26 protein-coding genes are annotated in these 25,416 nt (G+C 69.4%); 14 read left to right on the top strand and 12 right to left on the bottom strand.

Annotation, left to right across the window (positions count from 1 at the left end; genetic code table 11):
- Positions 1-84: 84 nt before the first annotated feature.
- A complete protein-coding gene (locus tag GGR33_RS12430; RefSeq protein ID WP_183506031.1) occupies positions 85-1,509 on the bottom strand; it encodes a protein adenylyltransferase SelO in 1,425 nt (474 codons plus the stop codon).
- A 146-nt stretch (positions 1,510-1,655) separates the two neighbouring features.
- Between GGR33_RS12430 and GGR33_RS12425 the strand changes: the two genes are divergently transcribed.
- Positions 1,656-2,660 (top strand): UDP-3-O-acyl-N-acetylglucosamine deacetylase, encoded by a 1,005-nt coding sequence (locus GGR33_RS12425; protein WP_183505541.1) that lies wholly within the window; start codon positions 1,656-1,658, stop codon positions 2,658-2,660.
- A 3-nt stretch (positions 2,661-2,663) separates the two neighbouring features.
- Here GGR33_RS12425 and GGR33_RS12420 read toward each other — a convergent pair whose 3' ends face one another.
- Complete coding sequence (locus tag GGR33_RS12420; protein WP_183505539.1) at positions 2,664-3,275, bottom strand: aldolase/citrate lyase family protein; 612 nt, start codon at positions 3,273-3,275, stop codon at positions 2,664-2,666.
- Positions 3,276-3,404: 129 nt separating this feature from the next.
- Here GGR33_RS12420 and GGR33_RS12415 point away from each other — a divergent pair, with 129 nt between their 5' ends.
- Together GGR33_RS12415 and GGR33_RS12410 are read left to right on the top strand one after the other, a co-directional pair.
- Positions 3,405-4,583 (top strand): lytic transglycosylase domain-containing protein, encoded by a 1,179-nt coding sequence (locus tag GGR33_RS12415; RefSeq protein ID WP_183505537.1) that lies wholly within the window; start codon positions 3,405-3,407, stop codon positions 4,581-4,583.
- The gene (locus GGR33_RS12410) at positions 4,580-6,175 is read left to right on the top strand and encodes a DUF2336 domain-containing protein (RefSeq protein ID WP_183505535.1); all 1,596 of its coding nucleotides are present in this window, start codon (positions 4,580-4,582) and stop codon (positions 6,173-6,175) included. Before GGR33_RS12415 ends, GGR33_RS12410 begins: the two co-directional genes overlap by 4 nt.
- Positions 6,176-6,193: 18 nt before the next feature.
- On the opposite strand, the gene GGR33_RS12405 is transcribed toward GGR33_RS12410, so the two are convergent.
- Positions 6,194-6,964, bottom strand: a complete 771-nt coding sequence (locus GGR33_RS12405; protein WP_183505533.1) for an NAD kinase — start codon at positions 6,962-6,964, stop codon at positions 6,194-6,196.
- Between the two features lie 92 nt (positions 6,965-7,056).
- On the opposite strand from GGR33_RS12405, the gene cutA reads away from it, so the two are divergent.
- Positions 7,057-7,383, top strand: a complete 327-nt coding sequence (cutA, locus tag GGR33_RS12400; protein WP_183505531.1) for a divalent-cation tolerance protein CutA — start codon at positions 7,057-7,059, stop codon at positions 7,381-7,383.
- 2 nt (positions 7,384-7,385) lie between these two features.
- Here the strand turns inward: cutA and GGR33_RS12395 are convergent, their stop codons facing one another.
- The 4 genes from GGR33_RS12395 to GGR33_RS12380 form a co-directional block, all read right to left on the bottom strand.
- On the bottom strand, positions 7,386-7,988 hold the full coding sequence (locus GGR33_RS12395; protein WP_183505528.1) for a DUF805 domain-containing protein: 603 nt from the start codon (positions 7,986-7,988) through the stop codon (positions 7,386-7,388).
- A gap of 143 nt (positions 7,989-8,131) precedes the next feature.
- The gene (locus GGR33_RS12390) at positions 8,132-9,262 is read right to left on the bottom strand and encodes a glycosyltransferase family 2 protein (protein WP_183505526.1); all 1,131 of its coding nucleotides are present in this window, start codon (positions 9,260-9,262) and stop codon (positions 8,132-8,134) included.
- On the bottom strand, positions 9,262-10,017 hold the full coding sequence (locus GGR33_RS12385; protein ID WP_183506028.1) for a lysophospholipid acyltransferase family protein: 756 nt from the start codon (positions 10,015-10,017) through the stop codon (positions 9,262-9,264). The genes GGR33_RS12390 and GGR33_RS12385 overlap by 1 nt, the downstream gene beginning before the upstream one ends.
- Before the next feature lie 56 nt (positions 10,018-10,073).
- Positions 10,074-11,612, bottom strand: coding sequence for a phytoene desaturase family protein (locus GGR33_RS12380; RefSeq protein WP_183505524.1), 1,539 nt, complete (start codon positions 11,610-11,612; stop codon positions 10,074-10,076).
- A 163-nt stretch (positions 11,613-11,775) separates the two neighbouring features.
- Between GGR33_RS12380 and GGR33_RS12375 the strand changes: the two genes are divergently transcribed.
- Positions 11,776-12,045, top strand: coding sequence for a hypothetical protein (locus GGR33_RS12375; RefSeq protein WP_183505522.1), 270 nt, complete (start codon positions 11,776-11,778; stop codon positions 12,043-12,045).
- A gap of 12 nt (positions 12,046-12,057) precedes the next feature.
- Here GGR33_RS12375 and crtI read toward each other — a convergent pair whose 3' ends face one another.
- The 3 genes from crtI to croR all read right to left on the bottom strand — a co-directional run bounded on the left by crtI (position 12,058) and on the right by croR (position 15,136).
- Entirely contained in the window at positions 12,058-13,632 is a 1,575-nt protein-coding gene (crtI, locus tag GGR33_RS12370; protein ID WP_183505520.1) for a phytoene desaturase family protein, read from the bottom strand.
- A gap of 123 nt (positions 13,633-13,755) precedes the next feature.
- On the bottom strand, positions 13,756-14,577 hold the full coding sequence (locus GGR33_RS12365; protein ID WP_183505518.1) for a TrmH family RNA methyltransferase: 822 nt from the start codon (positions 14,575-14,577) through the stop codon (positions 13,756-13,758).
- 85 nt (positions 14,578-14,662) lie between these two features.
- Positions 14,663-15,136 (bottom strand): 3-hydroxybutyryl-CoA dehydratase, encoded by a 474-nt coding sequence (gene croR / locus GGR33_RS12360; protein ID WP_183505516.1) that lies wholly within the window; start codon positions 15,134-15,136, stop codon positions 14,663-14,665.
- A 335-nt stretch (positions 15,137-15,471) separates the two neighbouring features.
- Between croR and GGR33_RS12355 the strand changes: the two genes are divergently transcribed.
- From GGR33_RS12355 to GGR33_RS12330, 6 genes are all read left to right on the top strand, one after another.
- Positions 15,472-15,696, top strand: coding sequence for a GCG_CRPN prefix-to-repeats domain-containing protein (locus GGR33_RS12355; RefSeq protein ID WP_183505514.1), 225 nt, complete (start codon positions 15,472-15,474; stop codon positions 15,694-15,696).
- A gap of 209 nt (positions 15,697-15,905) precedes the next feature.
- A complete protein-coding gene (locus GGR33_RS12350) occupies positions 15,906-16,505 on the top strand; it encodes a cation efflux transmembrane domain-containing protein (protein WP_183505512.1) in 600 nt (199 codons plus the stop codon).
- Positions 16,505-17,350, top strand: coding sequence for a metallophosphoesterase (locus GGR33_RS12345; RefSeq protein ID WP_183505510.1), 846 nt, complete (start codon positions 16,505-16,507; stop codon positions 17,348-17,350). Before GGR33_RS12350 ends, GGR33_RS12345 begins: the two co-directional genes overlap by 1 nt.
- Positions 17,351-17,853: 503 nt before the next feature.
- Positions 17,854-18,213 (top strand): hypothetical protein, encoded by a 360-nt coding sequence (locus GGR33_RS12340; protein ID WP_183505508.1) that lies wholly within the window; start codon positions 17,854-17,856, stop codon positions 18,211-18,213.
- A 2-nt stretch (positions 18,214-18,215) separates the two neighbouring features.
- Positions 18,216-18,971 (top strand): precorrin-6A synthase (deacetylating), encoded by a 756-nt coding sequence (gene cobF, locus GGR33_RS12335; RefSeq protein WP_183505506.1) that lies wholly within the window; start codon positions 18,216-18,218, stop codon positions 18,969-18,971.
- Positions 18,972-19,171: 200 nt separating this feature from the next.
- On the top strand, positions 19,172-20,494 hold the full coding sequence (locus tag GGR33_RS12330) for a COG3904 family protein (protein WP_183505504.1): 1,323 nt from the start codon (positions 19,172-19,174) through the stop codon (positions 20,492-20,494).
- A gap of 71 nt (positions 20,495-20,565) precedes the next feature.
- On the opposite strand, the gene GGR33_RS12325 is transcribed toward GGR33_RS12330, so the two are convergent.
- Positions 20,566-21,591 carry an alpha/beta hydrolase gene (locus GGR33_RS12325; RefSeq protein ID WP_284212127.1) on the bottom strand — a complete coding sequence of 342 codons (1,026 nt, stop codon included), beginning with the start codon at positions 21,589-21,591 and terminating at the stop codon, positions 20,566-20,568.
- Between the two features lie 148 nt (positions 21,592-21,739).
- Positions 21,740-22,297, bottom strand: coding sequence for a PAS domain-containing protein (locus GGR33_RS12320; RefSeq protein WP_183505500.1), 558 nt, complete (start codon positions 22,295-22,297; stop codon positions 21,740-21,742).
- Between the two features lie 448 nt (positions 22,298-22,745).
- On the opposite strand from GGR33_RS12320, the gene GGR33_RS12315 reads away from it, so the two are divergent.
- From GGR33_RS12315 to GGR33_RS12305, 3 genes are all read left to right on the top strand, one after another.
- Positions 22,746-23,402 carry a ParA family protein gene (locus GGR33_RS12315; RefSeq protein WP_183505498.1) on the top strand — a complete coding sequence of 219 codons (657 nt, stop codon included), beginning with the start codon at positions 22,746-22,748 and terminating at the stop codon, positions 23,400-23,402.
- Positions 23,386-23,691, top strand: a complete 306-nt coding sequence (locus GGR33_RS12310) for a ribbon-helix-helix domain-containing protein (protein WP_183505496.1) — start codon at positions 23,386-23,388, stop codon at positions 23,689-23,691. Before GGR33_RS12315 ends, GGR33_RS12310 begins: the two co-directional genes overlap by 17 nt.
- Before the next feature lie 341 nt (positions 23,692-24,032).
- Complete coding sequence (locus GGR33_RS12305) at positions 24,033-25,409, top strand: septal ring lytic transglycosylase RlpA family protein (protein WP_183505495.1); 1,377 nt, start codon at positions 24,033-24,035, stop codon at positions 25,407-25,409.
- The last annotated feature ends 7 nt before the right edge of the window (positions 25,410-25,416 follow it).

The following is a 25,416-nucleotide window of genomic DNA, read 5'->3' as shown; positions in this document are numbered from 1 at the left end:
GATCGTGCTCGCGCGCCAGCTCGGTCTACCTATCGCATGCGGGCTCGGTTTCGGACCACCCAAACACAAGCTGCCGAGGCCGCCTCAGGCGGGCACGGGACGCGTGCCGTAGGCATCGGCCATCTCGTCGATCGCCGCCAGCTTCGCCACGAAGGCCGACCAGTCGTCGTGATCGGCGATGGGCTTCCAGATCGCCTCGACCTCGTCGATCAGCATGGTGCAGGGCTTTGCCGCGAAATACGGATGGCCGAGCCGGACGTCCTCCGCCGCCTCCAGGTCCTGCAGGGCGGCGTGGACCGGCCTGAAATCGTCGCCCGCGTAGAAGGACGCGGCCGGGCTCGCTGCCGCCCGCGCCTCGCTGGCGAGGCCGCCGCGCCAGTCGAAGAAGGCTTGCTCGAACGGCACATGGCTCTTGGCCATGAAGCTCCAAAAGGCCGAGACCAGACGGTGGAGGGTCTGCTCGTCGCTCGGGCGAGCCAGCCCGAGCCGGAACAGGATCGCGTCGGCGAAGGCATCCTGCAGGGCCGGACCGAAGCCCTTGAGACTCGCCTCCAGCCTCGCCTGCTCGGTGAGCGGAATCAGGCACTCCGCAAGCCGGCTGAGGTTCCAGAACAGCGCCTCGGGCTGCCGGCCGAAGCTGTAGAGCCCGTACTCGTCGAAATATGCGGCGGTGAACCCCGCATCATGCGTCGGTGCGAACCGCCACGGGCCGTAATCGAAGCTCTCGCCGGTGACGTTGATGTTGTCGGTGTTGAGCACGCCGTGCACGAAGCCCGCCGCCATCCACTGTGCGCCCATCCGCGCCACCCGCGCGATCAGCGCGTCGAAGAAGGCGATCGTCTGGTCGGCCAGGGCCTCCTCCCGGATCTCCGGGTAGTAGGTGGCCACCACGTAGTCGACGAGCCGCTCGATGTTCCCAGTCTCCCCCAGCGCCAGCAAGCGCTGGAAGGTGCCGATGCGGATGTGGGAATGGCTCAGGCGCACCAGCACCGAGGAGCGGGTCGGCGAGGGCTCGTCGCCGCGCTCCAGCGCCTCGCCGGTCTCGATCAGGCTGATGGACTTCGAGGTATAGACGCCGAGCGCCTCGAGCATCGAGGTCGCCAGCACCTCGCGCACGCCGCCCTTCAGCGTCAGCCGTCCGTCTCCGGCGCGCGACCACGGCGTCTGGCCGCTGCCCTTGGTGCCGAGATCGAGGAGCCGCCGGTCACTCAGGTCGTGGAGCTGCGCGTAGAGGAAGCCGCGCCCGTCGCCGAGATCGGGATTGTAGGAGCGGAACTGATGGCCGTGGTAGCGCAGCGCCAGCGGCGCCTCGAGACTGCCGGGCAGCGGCTCGAACCGTCCGAAATGCGCGATCCACTCCGCCTCCGGGAGCCCGTCGAGCCCGACACGCTGCGCCCAGGGCTGGTTGCGGTAGCGAATGACGGTTTGCGGAAACCGCGCGGCGGCGACCACGTCGTAGAAGTCCGGGCCGAGATCGGCGTGGCGGCGCGAGGGATTCGGAGAGGGCAGGGGCTTCGTGCTCCATTGAAGGGCTTCGAAGACGACGTCGGCCGGTTGGGCCGGACCGTCAACCCGCGAAGTCGTCTGCAGTTTTCGCAGGCGACAAACCGCGTGGTTCGCATAAAGACGAAGGCAAACACATACGGGGGCGCGGAGTGCCCGTCGATCAGCGTTTCGAGGCGACCCTGGCGGCGCCGTTCTCGGTCTCCGGGCGCGGCCTGCACACCAACCGGTTCGCCCGCGTCACCGTCGCCCCGGCGCCGCCGGGGCACGGCATTCGTTTCGACGTCGCCGGAGCCGGCGCGGTCGGCCTGTCGCACGAGAACCGTGCGCCGAGCCGGCTGAATACGGCTCTGAGGCTGCCCGACGGCACTACCCTGCGCACCATCGAGCACCTCGCGGCCAGCCTCTCGGCCTTCGGCGTCGACAACGCGCTGGTGCGGATCGAGGGTCGCGAGATGCCGATCTTCGACGGCAGTGCGCGCGACTGGTGCGCAGCGATCACCCAGGCCGGCATCGCCATCCAGACCTCGTCGCGCCGCATGCTCCGCATCACCCAGCCGATCCAGGTGGCGATGGGCCAGCGTTTCGTCAGGGCCGAGCCGGCAGCGGCGCTGGAACTCGACGTCACCTGCGAGTCCTACTACGCGGGCGGCGTGCAGGCTTGGCGGGGCTCCCCGACCGACAAGGTCTTCGTCACGGAGCTGGCGGCCAGCCGCTCCTCGGGCCAGGTCAGTCGGCTCTGGACCTTCGGCCCGGTAACGAACCGGCTCATGGCACCGCTGCTGCGGCCGATCGGACGGCAGACAGCCGTCGAGCGGACCGGCGAGCCGGCGGCGAACGCGGCGTGGCCTGATCTGCCGACGGCGCTCACCGACGAGATCCGAGCCGGCATGGCGCATCCGCGCGGCGAGCCGGTGCTACGCGGCGTCCGGCCTGGACGCGCCGCGATCCAGATCGGACCCTGGGTGCTCGGCGGAGCGCGCTTCCCGGACGAACGCGTGCGCCACAACGCCCTCGACCTGCTCGGCGACCTGACCCTTGCCGGCCGACCCCTCGTCGGCCGGATCGTCGCGCACCGGCCGACCCACAAGCTCACCTACGCCTTCGTGGCCACGCTGATGCAGAGCCCGGACGCCTACGAGGTCGTCGAGGCATAGGGCTCACGGACCGGCCCCGATGAGTCGGGCTTGGAGCGCGTCGCGGGCGAACATCGCGGTGAAACCGTCGCGGCGAGCGGCGGCAATCACCTTTCCAGAATTCTCGCCGGGATACGCCGCCTCGATCGCCTCGACTCCTGCTGCGGCGGCCGCGAGGCGAACCATGGCGCGCGCCTGAGCTAGCACCGGGCTCCAGTCTCCTTCGGCGGTGACCGGTTGCGCGCCGAGCTCCGTCGCGAGGACCGCATCCCAGCCGATGCCGCGGAGCCTCGGACTCGCCCCTGCGAAACTCCCCGCGCCGAGGACGCCGGCGGCACTGTCGATGAGGGCAACGATGCCGATGCTGCCGTCGGCCAGCCCGTGCTCGGCCTCGTGTACCGCGAGCCGAGCTCCGAGATGAGCGATCTCGCGCCCATGGCTCGCCGGCAGCAGGATCGCGTCGGGGCGCGGCTCCGGCAATCCGTCGAGGTCGATCCCTGCGATGCGCAACAGGAGAGCCACCCTGCGCTGTCCAAGCGCCCCTTCCGTCATTGCGAGCCGGACGTCGACGACCCACGCATCGGCGCTCGAGAGATCTGGCTCGTCGATGCCGTCGGCGATCAGATAGGCCCGCACGCCGCTCCCCAGCCCCATCCCGCGCCGAACCGGGACGCAGGCCGGCCGCCGATCTTCAAGCTTCCTTTACCATAACGGCAGGAAAGTCCGTTATGCGGCACAGCGTTAGGCCGCCCGGCCACATCATCCATGTTCCTGTTCACCAATGCCCCCGTCGGCACCCGCGACACCGGCTCGACCGCCGGCGGCGGCCGCACGGTCACGGGCACGGCGAGCACCGCGAACGGATCGGTGGTCGATGCGATCCGCAGCGGCGCCGAATCCAGCGGCGTCGGCTTCGAATACCTTCTGGCCACCGCCAAGCGTGAATCGGGGCTCGACCCGACGGCCAAGGCCGCGACCTCCTCGGCGAGCGGGCTGTTCCAGTTCATCGACCAGACCTGGCTCGGCACCATGAAGGCGGCCGGGGCCAAGCTCGGCCTGTCCTCCTATGCCGACGCGATCACCGCGCGGCCCGACGGCACCTTCAGCGTCGCCGACGCCGCGACGAAGCAGCAGATCCTCGACCTGCGCCGCGATCCGCGCGTCGCCACGGCCATGGCCGGCGCGCTCACCCAGCGCAACCGCGACACGCTCGGCGCGTCGCTCGGCCGCGAGCCGACCAGCGGAGACCTCTACGCGGCGCATGTGCTCGGGGCGAAGGGTGCCGCCACGCTGATCAACTCGGCCCAGGTCAGTCCCGCGCGCGCCGCAGCGAGCGATCTGCCGGACGCGGCGGCCTCCAACCGCAACCTGTTCTACGACAAGGCGGGCCGCGCGCGCGGCTCGGCCGAGCTCTACGCGATGCTCTCCACCAGCACCGCGGGAGGCCAGACCGCGGTCGCCGGCACGGCGAGCGTGCCCGAGGCCCCCACCGCCTATGCCTCGCTCGACGACGGCCTGCGCAGCCTGTTCCAGACCGACCGGCGCCAGGGCGCGATCTCGGCCGGCGTGGCCAAGCTCTGGCAAAGCCGCGGTACGAGCACCGAGACGGCGCGCAGCGCGCCGACCTATTTCCCGCGCTCCGATGGGGAGGCAACCACAGCCTCCTCCGAGCCCGAGACCACGGGCTCGATCGGAGCCGTCGGTTCGGCCGGCGCCGCCACCACGACGGCACCGATCCTCGTGCCGCTGCCGCCGCGCCGTCCCTCGGCACTGCAGCTGCAGCAGCGCGCACAGCCGGCGCCTGCGCAGGTCGCGGCGGCCTCGGCCGCGCTAGCCGACGAGCAGGCGGCGACCGACACCTCTGCCGTCACCCAGCCCGCCAAGGCAGGCTCCGGCGGCTTCCTCGACCTCCTCTCCACCCTCGGACTTCGGAACGGCCAATGACCCTTCGCCAGTTCCTGCTCTCGACGCAGACCGCCTCTGCCGAACGCCGCGCCGAGGCCGCCGCGGCCCTGGGCCGGGCCTATTGCCACGGCAACCTCGCCCCCGAGGCCGCCTGGGAAGCCAAGACCGCCCTGTTGGCCCTTCTCGACGACGGCTCGGCCCTGGTGCGCCGCGCGCTGGCCGAGGCCTGCGCCGCATCCCCCTCCGCGCCGCGCCCGCTCATCGTGGCGCTCGCCTCGGACCAGCCCGAGATCGCCTGCCTGGTGCTCGCGCGCTCGCCGGTTCTGATGGATGCCGATCTCGTCGATTGCGCCGCGATCGGCTGCGAGACGACCCGCAGCGCCATCGCCGGCCGCGCCGACATCACGATGCCGGTGGCCGCCGCACTGGCCGAGGTGGCGGGCGCCCCGTCGCTGATCGTCCTTGCCCGCAACGGCTACGCCAAGGTCGGCATCGCCGCGCTGTTGCGCATCGTCGAGCGCCACGGCGACGACGCCCGCCTGCGCGAGGCACTGCTCGCACGGCCCGGCATCGGCATCGAGGTACGCCATGCGCTCGCCGCGCGCGTCGCCGAGGCCCTGTCCTCGTTCGGTCTCGCCAGCGGCTGGCTCAGCCGCGAGCGCGGCGATCGCGTCCATCGCGAGGCGCGCGACTGCGCCGCCCTGTCGTTGAGCGACGAGGCGGGCGAGGCCGGCCTGGCGCGGCTGGTCTCCCACGTGCGGGCGCAGGGACAGCTCAATGCCGGCCTGATCCTGCGCGCCATCCTGACCCTGCGCATGCCCTTCGCCGAGGCCGCGCTCGCCGATCTCTCGGGCCTGAGCCGGGCGCGGGTCGCGGGGCTGATGTTCGAGCCGCGCGGCGCCGGCTTTTCCGCCCTGCACCGCCGTGCCGGACTGCCCAGCCTGTTGCTGCCGGCGATCCAGGCGGCGCTCTCGGCCTGGCGCGAGGCCGCGACCGGCGGCGCCGAGATCGAGGGCGCCCGACTGGCGCGTCGCATGATCGAGCGCGCTCTGACGGCCTGCGAGGATATGCCCTTCGCCGAGAGCCGCAGCCTGATGGCGCTGCTCGCCCGCTTCGAGGCCGAAGCCGCTCGCGAAGAGGCTCGCCAGCACGCCCGTTCTCTCGCGGACGAGCCCGAGCGCGAGCAGATGCTGCGCATCGAGGCCGACGATCGCCGCAGCGCCGGCTTCCTGCCGGAGGCCGTGGCCATTCCCGCGATGCCATCGGCAGACGAGACGGCCGTCTCGGACAGGATCTCCCGCGTCCTCGACGAACTGCCCGAAGCGATCATCACTAGCTATCGCGCAGAGCAGGAGCGCCGCCAGGCCGAGACGACGGATGCCGTGCTCGACGGGCTCTCCGACGCACTGATGGCGAGCTTCCTGGCAAGTCGCGAGCCCGTGCCGGACCAAGGCAAAGCGCCGGCCGTCGAACTCGTGACAGCGGCCGAGGAGACGACCCAGGTGCCAATGCTCGTGGCGGTTCCCTCGCGCGAACCCGTCGCGCAGGACGGCCCGGACCTGGTCGAGAGCCTGATCTCCGAGAGCATCATGGCGAGCTACCGGACAGACCGACTCCGTATGGCCGCCTGACCGCACGGCCAGACGCGATCAGCCGAACTGTTCGCGAAGAATCCGCTCGTCGAGGCTGTGGCCGGGATCGTGCAGCAGCACGAGGTCGGTGTCGTGGTCGAGCCAGGTCTCGACGGTACGGACCCGACGGAACTCGGTGTGGTCGGCCACCGCCGCCACCGGCCGGTGCGCAGCCTCCAGCACCTCGACGTGGATGCGCGCGTGGTTCGGCAGCAGGGCGCCGTTCCAGCGCCGCGGCCGAAACGAGGAAATCGGCGTCAGGGCGAGAAGCTGCGCGTTCAGGGGCAGGATCGGACCGCCGACGGAGAAATTGTAGGCGGTGGAGCCGGCGGGCGTCGCCACGAGGACGCCGTCGGCAATGAGTTCCGGCAGCCGCACCTTGCCGTCGATCGAGATCCGGAGCTTCGCCGTCTGGTGGGTCTGGCGCAGCATGTAGACTTCGTTGATCGCCGGCGCCGTGTGCGTGCGACCCTCCGTGTCGGTGACGACCATGGAGAGCGGATGGATCACGCTGCGCTGGGCATTCTCCAGCCGCTCGATCAGCGCGTCCTCACGGAACTCGTTCATGAGGAAGCCGACGGTGCCGCGGTTCATGCCGTAGATCGGCTTGGATCCGTCCATGAAGCGGTGGAGCACCTGGAGCATCAGGCCGTCGCCGCCGAGCGCCACCACAACGTCGGCCTCCTCAGGCGTGACGTGGTCGTAGCGGCGCATCAACGCCTCGGCCGCCTCGCGGGCATCGGGCGTCGGGCTCGCGACGAAGGCGATCCGGGAGAAACGCGACGCCATCGAAACCGTCGATCCGCCTTCGAACCTTGTTGACGCCGGGAAGGCGCGAGGTCTCACTCGCGGCCGGACGCATCTTGGAAGAGAGGCATAGCATGGAGCGCCCGCTCCTCGTCTACACCACGTTGCCGGATACGCAGACGGCCCTCGCCATCGGCGAAGCGCTCGTGCGCGAACGGCTCGCGGCCTGCGTGAACGTGCTGCCTGGCATGGAGTCGGTCTATGCCTGGAAAGGCGCGATCGAGCGCGGGCACGAGGTGGTGGCCATCCTGAAAACTCGCGAAGGCCTCGCGGAGCCCTTGAGCGCGGCGCTCAAGGCCCGCCATCCTTACGAGACGCCGATCATCCTGCATCTGCCGGTCAGCGGCGCCGATCCCGATACGGCGGCCTGGATCCTGGCCGAGACCGGCGGCGCGGACTGACGTCAGCCTACGACGCCGCGACGGCCGAACGTGCGGACGGGCGATGCGGGGGCGGAGGCAGGCCCCGGGATCACGCGTACCGGTTCCGGCGGCGGCAGCGGCTCGGAGGCGATGCGGAGCGCACGCTCGTGCCACGACGCCTCGCCCTTTCGCCGTTTGGCCCCGGAATCCCCTTCGGCTGTCTCCCCCGCGCTCGGCCAAAACAGCAGGACCCCTGCGAAGAGGCCTTTGACCGCGAGGCCGGCCGGATGTCCGTCAAGGATGCCGGAGAGCAGGGCGTCGCCACCTGTCTGCGGTGACAACACCATCGCCTCGTAGGCGGAAAAAGCCGACATCAAAGGCAGCACGAGCCTCGGAGGAAAACCAGCATCGCGCAGGCGCTTCGTGGTGAGTGCCGTGGTCATCCAGACGATCGGGATCACGCCGACGGCCACGCAGAGCCCAGTCCCGACGAGCGTATCGCCGGAGCCTTTTGCGAGGCCGGCGACGAAACCCAACGCCGCGAGAGCGACGCCGACCCCGACGACCGAGGCGACGATCATGCTCCAGCCGAAAAAGGCGAGGCGGCCCAATCGCCCGCTGAATCCGAACAAAGCCCAAAACATCGCGCCACCCATCATCGCGACGAAGCGTGATCGCGGGATGGGACGGCTTGCTTAATCCGATCGTCGAAACGGGGCTTCAGGTCGCGTTTCGACGGGTTCGCGGACCATCGCGACCGGCTTCGACGGGATCGCTGCGGCCCGCTTCAGCGTGGTCCAACCGGATAGCTCCGGCCCTTCCACGCCGTCGGCGCCTTGCCACGCGCCGCCCGCGACAAAGCCGTCCATTGGATCGCCAGCGCCATGGCGATCGTGAAGGGGTGCAGGGGGATCGTCGCGAGCGGTTCGGCGCAAGCCCGTGTGATCGCGGCCCGCGTTCCGAGGGAGACGAGGCCCGCGGCCAGCGCCGTCAGCGCGACCGCCGGCAACCCTGCAACCAGCGCCACCGCGAGCAGAAACCAGGGCAGCACATGACCGCCGAAGAGCAGGATCGTCCAGATGGGCAGGGCGCGCGGCGTCGCCATGCCCTCGTGGGCGTTCTTGGAGAAGCCAGCCCATGCCTGGCCGAACCGCGAATACATCCGGCAATCGGCCAAGGTCGTTCCCGCGACGAGGTCGGTCCGAAAACCCGCCGCCCGGAGCATGCGGGGCAGGCTCACGCCGTCATGCAACGAGGCGCGTACCGCGCCGTGGCCGCCGGTCTGACGATAGGCCTCGGCCGAGACCATCACGAGTTGGCCGCAGGCCGCCGCGAGCGAGACATCGGGACGCTGCCGCATCAGCGGGATCGGCAGGAAGCCGAGCAGCAGGAAGTTGATGGCGGGAACGGTGAGAGTCTCGCCCAGGCTCCGCATCACCTGGCGCGGCACGCCGCTGACCAATGCCGCGCCGCTGCGCTCGGCATGAGCCGAAAGCGCGGCGGCGGCATGAGGGTGGAGCGTCACGTCGGCATCGATGAACAGCAGGCGCTCGCCCCGTGCGGCTGCGGCGAGGGCGGCGCACCCGTTGTTCTTGCCAGTCCAGCCCGCCGGCAGGGCCGGTACCGCCACGAGCCGCACGCGTGTGTCATGCGCCGCGATCTCGCTCACGATCGCATCCGTCGCATCGGTGGAGTGATCGTCGCCGACCAGCACCTCGATCGGGACGCCCTCGCTCGCCAGCGCCGCGCGGACGGTGCCGGCGATGATCGCCGCCTCGTTCCGAGCCGGGATCAGGATCGAGACGAGCCCCGTCGCGCCCGGCATCGGCTCGGGCGCGGCGAGGCACCGGATGTTCACGGCGGCCAGAACCGCCGGCAGCAGCGCCAGGACGAGGCAGAGGAGGGCGAGGGAGAGCATCACGGGTTCCGCTCGGCCTCTGCCGCGCCGTGGGCCGGATCGAAGCGCCGGCCACGTGCCAGGGCCACGGCCCGGCGCCAGAGGTCGTAGACCCCGCCGATCCCGCGCGCGCCCTCGATGACCGGCACGAACCGGGCGGGATCGCGGGCCATGACGTCGGCGGAGAGCGCGTCCAGCGTCGCCGTCAACCCGGCTTCGAGCCGGGCCAACCGCTCGCCGCGGCTGAGCCGCAGCAGATCGCGGGCGGCGATCGGCTCGCCGAAGGCACAGCAGGCCTCGGCGCCACGCTCGTCCCAGAAGGCGTAGTCGAGGGCGAGGGGCAGAAACAGCGCCTCTGGCGCGATCTCGGCGAGGTGCGCGATGCCGGGCCGCAGATCGAGCGGACGGCTGCGCGCGTCGGAGAAGCGCCCCTGCGCGGTGATCCAGAGCATATGACCCGGCTCAGCCAGCACCGCGCGGGCGGAGACCAGGAACTGCGCGGCCCCGCGGCGCGACTCGAGGTCGACCGGAAAGGCACCGAGCCGGCGGAAGATGCCGTATCTTTCCAGCATCTTCGCATCGAAGGGCGCGAACATCGGCCGCCCCGGAAACAGCCGGTCGGCCAGCAGGATCAGCACCGCGGCATCCCACCAGGAGGGGTGATTGCAGTAGATCACCAGCGGTCCGGGATGATCGACCCGACGCGGCGCGCCCCAGCGCGCCAGCCGCAGGGCGTTCATGTGCCGGCGCAGGAAGCGCGCGAACACCGCTGCCATGAAGCGCCAGACGCGCTCGGAGCGCATCGGGGCGGGAGCGCGACGGGACGGCGTGCTCACGCGCTCCTGCGCAGATCCGGCCGGGCGCCCGCCTTCAGGTCGGAGTCGAGGGCGTCGGCGGCGATCCATCCGGACATCATCACCATCGGCATGCCCGGCCCCGGATGGGCGGCGCCGCCCGCGAGATACAGGCCCTTCACCTCCCGCGACCGGTTGCCGGGCTTGAAGGCACCCATCATCCGCCCGTGCGAGGCGAGCCCGTAGATCGCGCCGTTCAGCACGTGATAGCGCTCGTGGATGTCCTGCGGCGTCAGGTGCCGCTCGACGACGATGCGCTCTTCGATGTCGGGCATGCCCGCGCAGCGCTTGAGCTTGTCCAGGATCACCTGCCGGTAGGCCGGAAACATTTTTTGCCAATCGTGGTGCGGGCGCAGATATGGCGTGTGCACCAGGACGTAGAGCGCTTCGCCGCCTTCGGGCGCGACGGAGGGATCGGTCCGCGAAGGCGCCGCGAGGTAGGCAGTCGGATCCGGGGCCGGCTCGCCCTTCCGGTAGATGAAGTCGAATTCCTCTTCCGGGTCGCGGGAGAAGACGAAGTCGTGATGGCCGAGATGCTCGTAGCGCCGGTTCAGCCCGAGATAGAGCACCACGCCCGAGCAGGCCGGCTCGAACGTCTTGGCGTCGTAAGCCTTGCCGACATCGCCGCCGACGAGCTCGCGGTAGGTGCGCACGGAATCCATGTTGGAGATCACGGCGTCGTAGGCGGTGGTCCCCTCGGCCGTGCGGACGCCCCGCACCACGCCGTCGCGAATGTCGAGGCCCTTCACCTCTTCGGCCGGCCGCATCGTCGCGCCGAGATCGGTGGCGAGCTTCGCCAAGGCTTCCGCCACCGCGCGGGTACCGCCCATCGGATACCAGACACCCTCGGAGACCTGCATGTGTCCGATGGCGCAGAGAACGGCCGGCGCGCCGTAGGGCGAGGAGCCGACATACTGCACGAAATGGTCGAGCATCTGCGCGAGCCGGGCATCTTTCACCTTGCCGCGGATCGTGCCGGCAACGGTGGAATGCATGCGCAGCGAGAGCACGTCGCGCAAAGTCGCCGGGTTCATGTTGGCGCGGATGTCGATCGTGTCGAAGAGGTCCTGCACCGCCTTCCAGAAGAAGAATCTTTCGCTGACGCCGTGCAGCGTCTCGGAGATCGAGAGGAATTTTCTGTAACCGTCGCCGACGCCTTGGCCGGGGGCGAAACGGTCCATCGACGCGGCCATGGCCTCGACGTCCTCGACGAGGTCGATGCGGGAGCCGTCCTCGAAGAAGCAGCGCCATTGCGGATCGAGCCGGCGCAGATCCAAGGCATCGTGCACGCTGCGGCCGGCCTCGGCAAAGATCCGCTCCAGCACGCGGGGCACGGTCAGGATCGTCGGCCCCATGTCGAAGCGGAAACCGCCTTCGTGCAGCACAGCCGCCTTGCCGCCGAGCCAGGGATTCTTGTCGTAGAGCGTGACGCGATGTCCACGCGCCGCCGCGACACAGGCCGAGGCCAGACCGCCCAAACCGCCGCCGATCACCGCGACCGAAGAACCGCTGCTCATGGTCGAGGCCACCCCTTCGAGCCCGGCCGATCGGCCGGGCACTCACGCGAAGCTAGAAACGGAATCGAACCGGTCAACGCGAGACTCCGCCGCGCATCAGACCGGGGGTGCAGGAACTTTCCCGCCGCGCTCGGACGTTGATGGAAGAAACGAGGAGTTTCCGATGTCCGCGCGATCCATCGCCGCTGCCTTCCTTCTGATCACCGCCTCGACGGCTGCACCAACCCTGGCCCAATCCGTCGACCAGACCGGGACCGGCGGAGGGCCGGCATCCACCCTGACCGCCCCCAACACCAGCGCCGTCGGCCAGACCAAGCCGCCCGGCGCGGCCGCCGCTCCAGACCGGGCCGAGTCCCGCGAGGCGCGCAGCGATCAGATGAAGCGGGACGACAAGATCATGAAGGGCATCTGCATCGGCTGCGGGACGAAGTAGCGGCACGGCCCCTCACGTCGCCAGCGGCGAGGTGTCCGGCAATTCCCGGAGGGCAGGTGCCCTCGCGCCGACGAGGTCCTCGATGAGGAGGCGTGCGGAGATCCGCGCGCCCTCGTAGATCACCGGCAATCCAGAGCCTGGATGCGTGCCCCCGCCGACGAGGTAGAGCCCCGGCCCGAACCGGTTATGCGGGCGGAACCAAAGCATCTGCCCGAGGTCGTGCGACAGGTTGAAGGTCGCGCCTTCGTGAACCGCGAACTCCTCGCGCCAGTCGCGCGGGTCGAGCACACGCTCGTAGCGGATGCGGCTCTCGATATCAGTGAGACCGAGCAGCTTGAGCCGCTCCAGCACCAACGCCCGATAGGCCGGCCGTTCGCGCTCCCAGTCGATGCCCGAGCGCAGGTTCGGTACCGGCACTAGAACGTAAAGGGCGGTATGGCCGGGCGGCGCCATGCCGCCATCCGTGAAGCCGGCATGCTGCACGTAGAGAGAGGGCTGTATCGACAGCGTGCCGCCAGTGATCTCGGCGATGTTCCGCTGATAGTCCTTGGCGAGCAGGATCGAGTGGTGCCCGAGCCCCTCGGGCATCGCGCCCTCGATGCCGAGATACATCATGAAGGTCGAGCAGGAGAGACGCGCCGTCTCGACCTTGCGGTCGCGCCAGCGCGGGCGATGCGTCTCCGGCACGAGGTCGCGGATCGTTCCGGCAAAGTCACCATTCAGCACCACCGCGTCGGCGTTGAAAGTCTCGCCGTCAACCACCACGCCCGAGGCGCGCCGGCCCTCGAAGAGTACGCGCTCGACCCGTGCGCCGAGGCGGATGTCAGTGCCCAGCCGCCGGGCGAGCCCGGCCATCGCCTCCGACACCGCGCCGCATCCGCCGACCGGGTGATAGACCCCGTGCTCGTATTCGAGGAACGACAGGATCGTGAACAGGCTCGGGCAGCGGAAGGGGCTCATCCCGAGGTATTTGGTCTGGAACGAGAAGGCGAGGCGAACCCGCGGATCGGCGAAGTAGCGCTTGAGGTCGCCATCGACGCTGCGGCTCGGATGGAGATGGGGCAGTGCCGTGAGCATGGCCGGGCTTACCATCGACCAGAAGCGATCGAAGGCCTGCTCCAACACCGGCTTAAACCGGTCGAGCTTGGTCCGGTTCTCGGCGAAGAAGGCGGGGAGGTTGCGGGCATCGTCGGGCGCGATGCGCGCGATTTCGGCCTGGAGCCGGCCCTCGTCGCTGGTGGCGCGGATCTCGCCCGACAGCCCGTCCTCACCCTCGAAGAGCAGGTGGTACATCGGGTCGAGCCGCCGCATCTCGACGTGATCCTCGAGCCGCTCGCCGCAACTGGAAAAAATGTCGGCGAGGATTTGCGGGTAGAGGAAGAAGGTCGGCCCGATGTCGAAGCGGTAGCCGCCGGGCGCCTCGACCGTCTTGGTGCGCCCGCCCACCGCCTCGTCGCGCTCGAACAGCGTGACGTGGAGGCCAGCCTTGGCGAGCAGGAGGGCGGTGGCGAGGCCCCCGGGGCCGGCGCCGACCACCGCGACGCGACGGCCTGACAGGCTCCGCAACCCCTCACCAGATTGAAGCAACGTCGTCCGCCCTCCTCGAAGCCAACCTTCGCCTGCGTGATCTCGGTCCCGGTCCGCCCTGCGGCAATTGCAGCGCAATGTCGCGCACAACGCAACGCTCGGCTGCAGCCTCTCGCCGGCTCGTCAGACCCTGCGGCGCGCCCGCCAGAGTTCGCGCAGGGCGATGGCGCCGGCGGTGGCGACGTTGAGCGAGTCGAAGCCCGGCGCCATCCCGATCCGGATCGTCCGGCTTTTCGCCATCAGCGCAGGGGCGAGACCCGGCCCCTCGCTGCCGAGCAGAACCAGGGCGCGGGCGGGCAGGGGGGCATCGGCGATGTCGTGCTCGGCGCCCGGCGTCATCGCCAGCGGCACGAGATCGTGGCGCTCCGCCAGATCGAGCAGCGCATCTGCGCTGGCCGCGCGGGCGAAGGGCACAGTCAGCGCCGCGCCGGCCGAGACGCGGATCGCCTTACGGTAGAGCGGATCGCAGGTCTCCGGGTCGAGCAGCACCGCATCCGCCCCGAAGGCAGCGGCGTTGCGGAGGAGGCCGCCGACATTGTCGTGGTTCGTCAACCCGACGAGGGCGAGGACCGTCGCCGGCTCGGGCAGTGCCGGGATCAGCGCATCCGGCTCCGGCGGCGTCCCGGTCAGGCCGACGGCGAGCACGCCACGATGGATCGGAAAGCCCGCCACCGCGCTCATCATCGCACGCGCCGCGCAATAGACCGGCGGCGGATCGGGCAGGGCGCCGAGGAGATCGGCGAGGCCGGCCACGCGCTCCGGAAGCAGCAGGATCGACTCGGTCCGGAACCGCGAGGCGGCCGACAGCATCAGCCGCAGGGTGACCTCTCCCTCGACGATGAAGCGCCCCTGCCGCCCGACGAGATCCCGCTCACGGATCGCCGCGTAGGGCGCGAGCCGCGGGTCGGCGGGATCGTCGATGAAGATTTCGGGGCTTAGGCTCATCCTGGCGGATGCCTTTTCTCCTCCACCGTCATTCCGGGTTCTCTCTGAAGCGAGCCCCGGAATGACGGCGGATGATGAAGCCCAATCAGGCCCTACCGCCGCCCATGCGCATGCTGGCCGGGTCGGATTCTTCCTTCTTCGGCACCTTCACCAGGGCCTCGCCGTCGAGCACGACCTCGTCGCCGACCTTGCAGGTGCAGGACAGGCGGGCGCGGCGTCGCTCGGGGATCAACTCGGCCACCTCGACGATCACCTCGACCGTGTCGCCGATGCGCACCGGTGCCCGGAAGTTGAGCGTCTGGCTGATATAGACGGCCCCCGGGCCGGGAAGGCGGGTGCCGAGCACCGCAGAGATGAGACCGGCCGTGTAGAGGCCGTGGGCGATGCGGGCCCCGAAGGGCGTGCGCGCGGCGAAGTGCTCGGAAAGGTGAATCGGATTGCGGTCGCCGGTGATCTCGGCGAAGCCCACCACGTCGGAGGACGAGATCTCTTTCTTCAGCGTCTCCGTGAGCCCGACCTCCAGATCCTCAAAATACAGAATACGAAGTTCGGGCAACATCGCTGAGTGTCTCCTGTGCCGCCGCGAAGAATGCGAGCGTGGCAAAGCTTTGGCCTCGCACATGATGCCTCGCAAATCCAGTGCGCCATTCGTACGACGCCGCGGCTTCATTCGCGCATGATTGCGCAGTCCTACGCGGATCGCGGATCGGCTCCCAGGTGGCACGGTCGCTTGCGAAGAAGCTTGGCCGTCAAGCCCTCGACTTCGCGCCCGACCGAACCATGTGCCTGCCCGGCGGTTTCCGGACGACGGCGACTGCCGGAGACACGGGCCGGGAGTGCGCAGGCGCAAGGCGCTGTCGGCCCCGGTCCGTGGCCATCATCGAGGAGAACGAAATGACCTGGAAATTCGCTGGTTTGGGGCTGCTGGCCCTCGGAACCGTGCTGGCCGGCAGCGGCGCCGCCGAAGCCAGGTTCGGCTGCGGCCCCGGCTTCCATCCCAACCCCTACGGCGTCTGCCGCCCGAATGGCCCGCGCTTCTTCGGCCCGCGGCCCGGCCCGCGCTACTACGGCGGTTACGGCCCGCGCCGCTACGGTCGTCCCGGCTGGCGCCGCTGGTAAGTAAGCCCACGCCGCCGGAGCGCGATTGCTCCCAGGCGGCCTGGCCGCTCGATCATACTGCGTTTCGATGGACTCCATCGAAACGCGGACAAGACGATCGATTCCATCAGCCAGAGCAGGCTCTCAGCGAAAAACCGTTTCCACTTTTTCGCGGCCTGCTCTAGGGGCCTCCCGGCGGCGCTGGCGCCGCCGGGACGAGGCAAGCCTCCATGGACGCACAGGGCTCCGCGGCCGAGCTACGCCCGGTCGTCGTCCGTGTCGCCGGTCTGAACCTCGCCTATTTCGGCATCGAGATCGCCGTCGCGCTGACGATCGGCTCGGTCTCGCTCATCGCCGACAGCCTCGACTTCCTCGAAGACGCGGCGATCAACCTCCTGATCTTCGCCGGCCTCGGCTGGAGCTTGCGCAACCGGGCGCGGCTCGGCACGGGGCTCGCCTTCATGTTGTTGGTGCCGGCGATCGGGGCCGCTTGGGCCGCTTGGAACAAGGTGGCGGACATGGCGCCGCCCGCCCCCCTACCGCTGACGCTCACCGGGCTCGGCGCGCTTCTCGTCAACCTCGTCTGCGCCGTCATGCTCGCCCGCCACCGCGGCGGGAGCGGCAGCCTGACCAAGGCGGCCTATCTCTCCGCCCGTAACGACGTGGCGGCGAACATCGCGATCATCCTGGCCGGTCTCGCCACCGCGGCGACGCTCTCGCCCTGGCCGGATCTCCTCGTCGGCATCGGCATCGCGATCCTGAACGCCGATTCCGCCTTCGACATCCTCAAAGCCGCGCGCGCTGAGCGTCGGGCTGCGGCGGACGCGTGATGCAGCTCTTTCCAATCTCCGACCTGCATCTCGAACGCCGCCGGCCCGACCTGATCCCTCGGCCCTCGGCCCCATTCGACGTCCTGGTCTGCGCCGGCGACCTGTTCGAGGGCCATCCCGAACAGGGGCTCGCGGCCGTGCTGGCGCTCGCTGCGGGCCGGCCCGTGGTTCTGGTCCCGGGCAACCACGAGCATTACGCCCCGACCGGCGACGGCCGCACCGCGCCGGAATTGCTCGCCGCCCTGCGCGCCGAAGTCGCGCGTCTGGCTGGCGAGGGAACCCGCCTGCACTTGCTGGAGGATGCGGCGAGCGTCGTGATCGACGGCATGCGCTTCGTCGGCACGACCTTGTGGAGCGATTGGTCGCTCGCCGGGCGCTGGCTGAACTCGGACACGCCCGATCGCCCGGAGGATCCGGTGGCCTACGCGGCTGCGCGGATGACCGACCCGGTCACCGGCTCGCGCGAATATCGCGGTTCGATCCGCAACGCCGACGGCTCGTCCTGGTCGCCGGAGGACGCCATGCGGGCGCATCTCACACAGAAGGCGGCTCTGCTGGCAGCGTTGGCCGAGCCGCATGTCGGCCCGACGGTCGCCGTGACCCATCACCCGCCGAGCCCGCTCGCCGCCGACGCGTTTCGCGATGCACCCGGCGTGCCCTGGTGGGTGCCGGCTTTCTACGCGACGTCGGTGCTGGAGGATCTGCCCGACGAGTTGCGTCCACAGGCCTGGATTTCCGGTCATTTCCACGCGGGCCACGACCTGCGCGTCGGCCGCACCCGCTGGGTGGCCAACCCCGTGGAAGGTAAGACGTTTTCGCCCGAAGTGCGGGTTGAGGTGGGGTAGGGGCGCGACGATCTCACCCAAGCTCTGCGACGCTCAGGATGAGGCGAGGGGAGTGGGAGTAATCTGTGCGGATACCGCTGTAACCAAAGCCGTGATTCAGCGTTCGGCAACCGTGTTTCGAAGTGTTCGTCCCAGTCCCATGTGGGTTCTGGTGACGAAGCGCACGGGGCAACTTTAGCAAAACCGCTAACCGGTCATTGAGCTTGATGAGCGGTTGCCAGCGTGCCGCTCGAGGAGAGGGCAGAGGGTCATGAGAGAGCGCTTCGAGGATCTGAGGTTCATCGTGATGATCGGCCTAGTGACGCTGCTCGGCACCTGCGTCACGGCGCTCGTGGGCTGACGCGGCACGCCCGCGCACTGGCTCATCCCGGGATCGGCTGACGCATCCGGGTTACAGCCTTCGTTACCCAAATCACGTACTGCCTGCTCTCATGGATCTGAGAACAAGCCGGGAACACCAGCCGGCTCTCGGTGCTGATCCATCGGATCGCAGGAGGCCTGTCATGAGAGGCTCGAAACTGCCCGTCCCCCTTGCGTCCCTCGTCGTCGCAGGCTGGCTCGCCGGCTCGCCCGTGCTGGCGCAGGAGCAGGCCGGGCTCGATCGCTTGCGTGGGGATTGGCACCGCTGCGTTCGCCAGCATTTCTCCGGTCAGGCGCCGAGCATCGAGAAGCGCGCCGCCGAGCGCGCGGCCCTCGCTGCCTGCAAGACGGAGGAGGATGCCTATGTCGCCGCCGAGTTGTCGGCGCGCACCGCCGCGTCCGACGGCGCGCACAAGCGTGGCCTGACCACCCGCGCGCTTGCCTGGATCTCGTCGGCAGCCTCCTACGTCGTCGATCCGGTCGCCTCCTGGTTCGGCCGCTGACCTTGCGAAAACTGCTCGTCATCGGGATCGGCACCGGCAATCCCGAGCACGTCACTCTCCAGGCGGTCCGTGCGCTGAATGCGGCCAATGCGATCTTCCTGATCGACAAGGGCGACGCCAAGGCCGAGCTGCTGCGCATCCGCCGCGAGATCTGCGAGCGCTTCATCGAGGGTGAACCGCCGCGTTTCGTCGAGGCCTCGGACCCCGAGCGCGATCGCTCGCCCGCGGATTACGGCGTGGCCGTCGACGACTGGCACGCGGCCCGGGCCGAACTCTACGAAACGCTGATCGAGACGAATCTCGGCGAGGGCGAGAGCGGAGCCTTCCTCGTCTGGGGCGACCCCTCGCTCTACGACAGCACGCTCAGGATCATCGCGCGGATCCGCGCCCGCGGCCGGCTCGCCTTCGACTGCGAAGTCATCCCCGGCATCACCAGCGTCCAGGCGCTCGCCGCCGGCCACCAGATCCCGCTCAACGGCATCGGCGAACCGGTGACGATCACCACGGGGCGCCGCCTCGCCCAAGACCTGTCGGCGGACGGCGCGACCGTGGTGATGCTCGACGGCAAGGTGGATTTCGACGGGCTCGACCCGGACCTGACCATCCAGTGGGGCGCCTATCTGGGCACCGCCGACGAGTTGCTGGTCAGCGGCCGGCTCGGCGACGTGGCGGAGCTGATTCGCACCACGCGCCGAGAGGCGAGGGTGCGCCACGGCTGGATCATGGACATCTATCGCCTAAGCCGGCCTGCGACATAAGGGCCCGCCGTCGAAGCGATCTTCTCTCGGCCCTCATGTAGAACGATCTGTTCGTTTGATAAAACGTATCTCAGTCGACACAGCCCATCCACGACGTGCGTCCGGCCGCGAAAACGTCGCGGCGCGGCCCTTGCTTAGCCGATGCAGCAATGAAGACTGGCCGTGGTCTTGGCGACCATCGAGCCATCTGGGGGCAGGTCATGGCGAGAGCCTGGCGCGTCGTATGCGGATTGGGACTGGCGGGAATCGCGCTCGGTTGCCTCGGCGCAGCGAGCGTGGTCCAGGCGCATCTGCGCAGTGGGCTGGGACCGGCCGAGACCGGCCTATTGGGCATCTACGCCCGGCTCTCGCTGGAGCTCGAATCGCGGCTCGGCACCGACCTCCCGGCCACCGAGACCCGGATCGTGCTCGGCCCCGGCGGGACGGATATCCGGCTCTCCGGAGAGCTGACCGAGGGTGCTGGCGACCGGCTCGCGCAGTTGCTCGCCGAGAACCCGCGCGTCACCCGCATCCATCTCACCAGCGAAGGCGGCCTCGTCGACGAAGGGGAGGCGATCGGCGCGGCGATCGCGCGGCACGGGATCGCCACCTACGTGCCCGATTACTGCGTCTCCGCCTGCACGCTCGCCTTCGTGCGCGGGCGCGAGCGCTTCATCATGCCGGCTTCGCGGCTCGGCTTCCACGCTCCTTACGAGGCCGGCTTGTTCGGCCAGGCCTTCCGCACGGACGGATCGCCGGAGCGCGCCGCCTACGTCGCGGCAGGAGTCACGCCCGACTTCGCCCAGGCCGCGCTCGACGTCGCCTCGACGGACATGTGGTTTCCCGATGCCGACCGGCTGATCGCGGCCCATGTCGCGAACCGGATCGTCGATGCAGGGCATTTCCCCGACTCGACCCTCGACGACGGCGACGACGCGGCCCATGCCCGCGCAACCGTGCTGCGCAACCTCGACCTGCTTCAGGCCTTCGAGGAGCGGGCGCCGCAGATCGTCGACGGCATCGCCGCCTGGTATCTCGACGGCTATCGCAGCGGCCGCTCCGAGGCCGAGGCCTTCGAGGGCCTGAAGCGGCTCGCCGCCCGCGCCGTCTCGCGGGCGATGCGCAACGCCGACGACCGCAGCATCGTCGCCCTCGGCCGCCATCTCCTGAAGGCCATGGAGATGGCCGGGACGAGCCCGGCGACCTGCACCGCCATCGGCACCGATGCCGACCTCGTCCTCGCCCATCAGGCCCTTCATGCGGGCGAGGGCCAGGACGCGGCGGCGGACCTCGCACTGCGCACCCTGATCCTTCGGAGTCTCGCGCAGAGAGAGGACGCAAGCCCTGCGCCCGACACCATGGCACTCGCCGCAGACGTACTGCGGCCGATGCTGGCCTCGGCCCCCGCCGATTGCGCATCCCTGCGTGCGGTTTATGCGAAGGCCTTGTCGCTCCCCCGGCACGTGGCGGCTGCGGCGCTGCGCGGCCTGATCGTTCCCGCCGCCGCGCCGCGCCCGTCCCTGGAAGCCTCGGCGGCGCCTTAGCGCATAAGCTAGTCATTGTATCGACGTTACTTTCGGCGCCTTGATTGGTTCAATCAAGGCGCAGCATGATCCTAGCGGGAGCCCTCGTCGAGGAAGGCTTGGACGGCCCGGAAAAGCTCCTGCCGGTTCTTCTCCATCAGGATCGTGTGGGTGCCCTCGGCGAGCTCGACGTAGCGCTTGGTCGGCGCATTCACGAGCAGCGGGAAGAGTGCCTGGCGAAGGGCGGCCGGGCAGTCGCGATCCCATTCCGCACCAATCAGCAGCGTCGGGACCACGATCTTGGCGGGATCGTAGACCGGCTTGTTCGAGGACCAATAGTCCTTGGCGTCGGCGATGGTGCCGTTGGGCGCGCGCAGCACGGCTGGTTCGGCCTTCGCGCCGTCCGGATCGGTGGCGAAGGTCGCGTCGGCCCATTGCTCGAACCACCTCGCCGGGATGAGGCCCGCCGCCTTGTCCTGAGGAACGCCGGACAGCCAGCGGTCGCGCGCCGTCTGCCGCGTCACCGAGCGATAGGCGCCGAGGGGCCCCGCGCCCGTCGTCATCAGACCCTGCGATGTGCGGAGCCATTGCGGGGCATAGAGGACGAGACGTGAGACCTTGTCGGGATACTGCGTCGTGTAGCTCGCCATGATGGTCGTGCCCCAAGACCATCCCATCAGGTCGAGCTTCGGGAGGCCGCGGCGCTTGAGGATGGCGTCGACGGCGCTGCCGACATCCTTCACCGCCGTCTTGGTGCGAACGATCGGTCCGTTGGCCTCGGCAGGCTGCGACATCTCGGGCGGGCGCGTCGAGCGCCCATAGCCGCGCAGGTCGACGAGGTAGACGTCGTAGCCCTGTCCTGCGATCTCCTCCATCCAGGAGCGACCGCCGAGCGGTAAGTCGAAGGAGGTCTCGGCCGGGTAGGTCGAGCCGTGCACGAAGAGCAGAGTCCGCTCCGGTCGGAAGCTGGACATTCCCGCGGGGTGCTTGTTGCGAACGTAGAGGCTGATGCCGTCGTCCGCGGCGGGGACCATCATCTCCTCGGTGACGATCTCCGAGGCTTCGGCCCGGACAGCTGGTGCGAACGCCGCCATGGCGAGCCAGAGGCCACTCGACACGGCAGCCGCTACAAAGACCCTCGACCAGCGTTTCGGCATATGAACCTCCGGAGCCGGCCCTCTGATCGGGGCCTGACCATTCGCTCTGGTGTACAGCCGACCAGACCAAGCCGGTAGTCCTGGGATGGACCCGCTGCTCGATGCGGCGTCAGTGCCGAACGTCGCCGGCATCGGGCACGAGGCGGCGGGCGAGCTCGAAACCGATCTCCACCGCGAGCCGGTCGACCAGCCGGGCGAGCGACGGGTTGTCCAGGGGCGGGACGAGGCCCTTCATAGCGATCACGTGCTCGGCGAGCTGGTTGGCCTGCCATTGCGCCCTGTGAGCCGGTCCGCCACCGCCCAGCCTGCCCTCGGTGAGATCGAAGGCGAGGCCGCAGGCCCGCGCGGCGCGATCCGTCCGCCCCATCAGCCGCAGCCAGCGATCCCCGCCCCGGGTGCGGAATTCCGCTTCGAACGGGCCGCCGATCTCCCGGGACGCCGCGAACAGGCTCTCGATGCGCGGGCCGTCTTCGGCATGGATCGCCGCGATGACCCGCGTCAGGGGGACGCCGGCGACCTCTCCGGCTGCCAGACCGAACGCACGAGAGAGCGCTGGCGCCAGGCGGAGCCGCCCTTTGGCGAGGTCGTGCGTCCAGGCGCCGAGACAGGCCGAACCGTCGAGGGCGGCCCCGAAATCCATGTCGGGCAAAGGCAGATCGGGCAGCATGCGGATGCGAACTCCGGCACGGCGGGACGACCAGCCCAGGAAATAGGGCTGATCCGGGCAAGGTGAAATAAATAAACTTCAGATTTATTTTCAGGCCGCATTTGCCATGACGAAACCTTAAGCCGCAGCCCGATCCGCTGTAAAGCACGCTCTTGCGCAGAACGTTTCGGCTCCGATCGAGGGCCATCGGCCAAAATAAACTTCAAGTTTACGACAGAGGGTAGGGCAGCCACCCCTCGTCGAAAGAATCCTCCCGGATCACAGGATGCCATGATCGTGTCATCCGGCGATCCGATGCTCTTAACCGTCGGTTAACCATGATCGGCGACACCAGGGGCCAGAGAATCCGGGATCAAGGCATCTCCGGATCACAGGACGCCGTGACGGGCGCGAGGCGGTCGAGGACGATCGCAGCGGCAGGCCGGCAGGCTCGAGGGGTTTCACTGCGATGAAGGCCATCACGTTCGTCACGCAGAAGGGAGGCAGCGGCAAGAGCACGCTCTGCATCTCGCTCGCCGTCGCTGCTCAGGAAGCCGGCAAGACGGTCTGCATCCTCGAGATGGACCGCCAAGCCACCGTCTCGGATTGGCTCGACCACCGCACCGCCGACGGCCCGGAGGTCGCCCAGATCGACGCGACGCAGATCGAGGCCGTGATGGAGCGGCTGCACGAATCCGCCTACGACTACGTCTTCATCGACACGCCGGGCGTCGATTCCGCCGGCACGCTCTCGGCGATCCGCGCCGCCGATCTCTGCATCATCCCATGCCGTCCGACGCCGGCCGATCTGCGCGCCTTCAAGCCGACGCTCGCCGCGATCTACCGGCTCGAGAAGAAATTCGCTTTCGTGCTGAACCAGACGCCGCCGCGCTCCTACCGCATCCGCGATGCCGCCGACGGTCTCGCCGTGCTCGGCATCCTGCCGGACGTGAACATCGTCGCACGCACCGACCACCAGGACGCCATCGGCGTCGGCCAGGGCGTCACCGAGTTCAATCCGAAGGGTCAGGCTGCCGGCGAAGTCCGTCGCCTCTGGTCCTGGATCGAGCGCCGCATGCAGCAGGGTCGAGGCATTGGGGCGGGCAAACATGTCAAGGCCGCCTAAGCTCGACCTCGCCGCGATCGTCGCCGCCGCGACGCCGCCGACCCGCAAGAGCGCGGATATCGTCCAGCTCGACGTTCCGGCGCCGCGCGCGAAACCGGCCGCGACCCTCAAGGAGCGCGCCCGGCAGATGTCGGTCTATCTTGAGCCTCCGGTCTACGATCAGCTGCGCGATCTCGCCCATACCGAGCGCACCAAGATGCACGCGCTCATGCTCGAAGCGCTCGACCTGCTGTTCAAGCAGCGCGGCGCCCGCTCCATCGAGCAGATCAACGAGGCCGAGGGCCGCTAAGCTCCCGTTTTCTTAGTTTTGTCAGCGGCTTGATCGTCGATGCTCATGCATCGCGCGAGGACGGCTGCCTGCATTTTCGCCATCGGGACCGACGAAGGCGGAATTCGCGTTTCTGAACCTCGGCTTAGCACCGCGACTTCATTCGCAGATTCAACAGCCCAGCGGGGAATCCGCCTGGGCCGGCACCGTCGTTCAGCGTTCATTTACGCCGTCCGGACAATCCTCGCGATCGTGACGGGACGAAAAGTCCCCGATCGTCACGTGTAGCGTATCGAGCGGCCTCGGCCTTCCGCGTTCCTGGAGGGCATCGAGCGGTCGCCATTGAGCCGGGCGAGTTGCGTATGGCGCGGATCACGACGGCCGGATCGGTTCCGGCTTTGGGCGCATCGACGCGCGTCTGGCCGCTCTGGCGCCTGTTCGGCGTCTGCGCCGTGGCGCTCACCACCGCCAACTGCGCGGGCAACACTCAGAAATTCGCGGGCGGCGGATCGGGCAGCGACATCGACCCGAAATACGGCGTGAAGGCCTCCAAGCGCCTCTACAACGAGGGCGACGTGATCCCGAAGGGCGGCGGACGCCGTTTCTCGGGCAAGCCCTACGTGGTGGCCGGCAAGACCTATGTGCCGCGCGACGACGCGAGGGGCTATGTCCGCGAGGGCCTCGCCTCTTGGTACGGCGCCGCCTTCCACGGCCGCATGACGGCCAATGGTGAGGTCTTCGACCGTCATTCCATCGCCGCCGCGCATCCGACGCTGCCGCTGCCGAGCTATGCCCGCGTCACCAATCTCTCGAACGGCTACTCGATGGTGGTGCGCGTCAACGATCGCGGGCCATACCATGCCGGCCGCGTGATGGATCTCTCGGAGGAGGCGGCCCGGGCGCTGGACTTTCACCGCAAGGGCACCGAGCGCGTGCGCGTCGAGTATGTCGGCAAGGCCTCGGTGGCCGGCAGCGACGACCGCAAGCTCCTCGCCAGCCTGCGCACCGATGGGCGCCCGGCTTCGACCGGCTCGGGCTCGCCGGTGATGGTGGCCGATCTCGGCCCCGACCGCGAGGAGCCCGCGCATGAGCGCTTCTCCCGGACCTCGCGCCCGACATTGGCCTACAAGCCGGCGAGCTCGGACGAGGATGCGCCCGAGGCAGCGCCCATCGCACGCCCGCAGCGCGCCGCGCCGATCGTGCTGGCGAGCGCCGCCAGCGTCGCCGTGCCCGCCGCCGTCCAGCCGACCGCGGCCCGTGGCGCGGCGTTCAAGCCGATGCCGGTCGCCGGCCTCAATCCCTCGACCCATGGCGCCCCGGCGAGCCGTCTGGCTTCCGCTGGAGAGCCAGCACGAGGCCACGCACCGCTCAGCCTCGCACCCCCGCCCATGCGGCTCGCCGGCGCGATGCGCGAGCCGTCAGCCGCTCCCTCGGTCCGCGAGACCGGCAACCGCGCCGCCCACGCCGCGCTCGCGCCCGGCAAACCCGCGCAAGCCAAGTTTGCCGAGACAAAGTTCGGACAGCCCAAATTCGCCCAGCCGAGCCTCGCGCCGAAGCTTCAGGTCGCCCAGGCCACGATGGGCAAGACGCTCGCGACGGGGAAGGCCGGCCCGGTTTCCCGCGCCGCCGCCATGCCTTCGGATGCGAAGAGCGCGATGGCGCGCCTCGCGGCGGCCTCGAACGGCAAGCCCGCCGCGTCGACCGGCGGCCGCCGCTCTCACGTCGCCGGCGTATACTGACGCCGCC

Source organism: Methylobacterium brachythecii, from assembly GCF_014196345.1.
Lineage (GTDB): Bacteria > Pseudomonadota > Alphaproteobacteria > Rhizobiales > Beijerinckiaceae > Methylobacterium > Methylobacterium brachythecii.
This window is presented reverse-complemented; position numbering and strand designations above follow the sequence as displayed.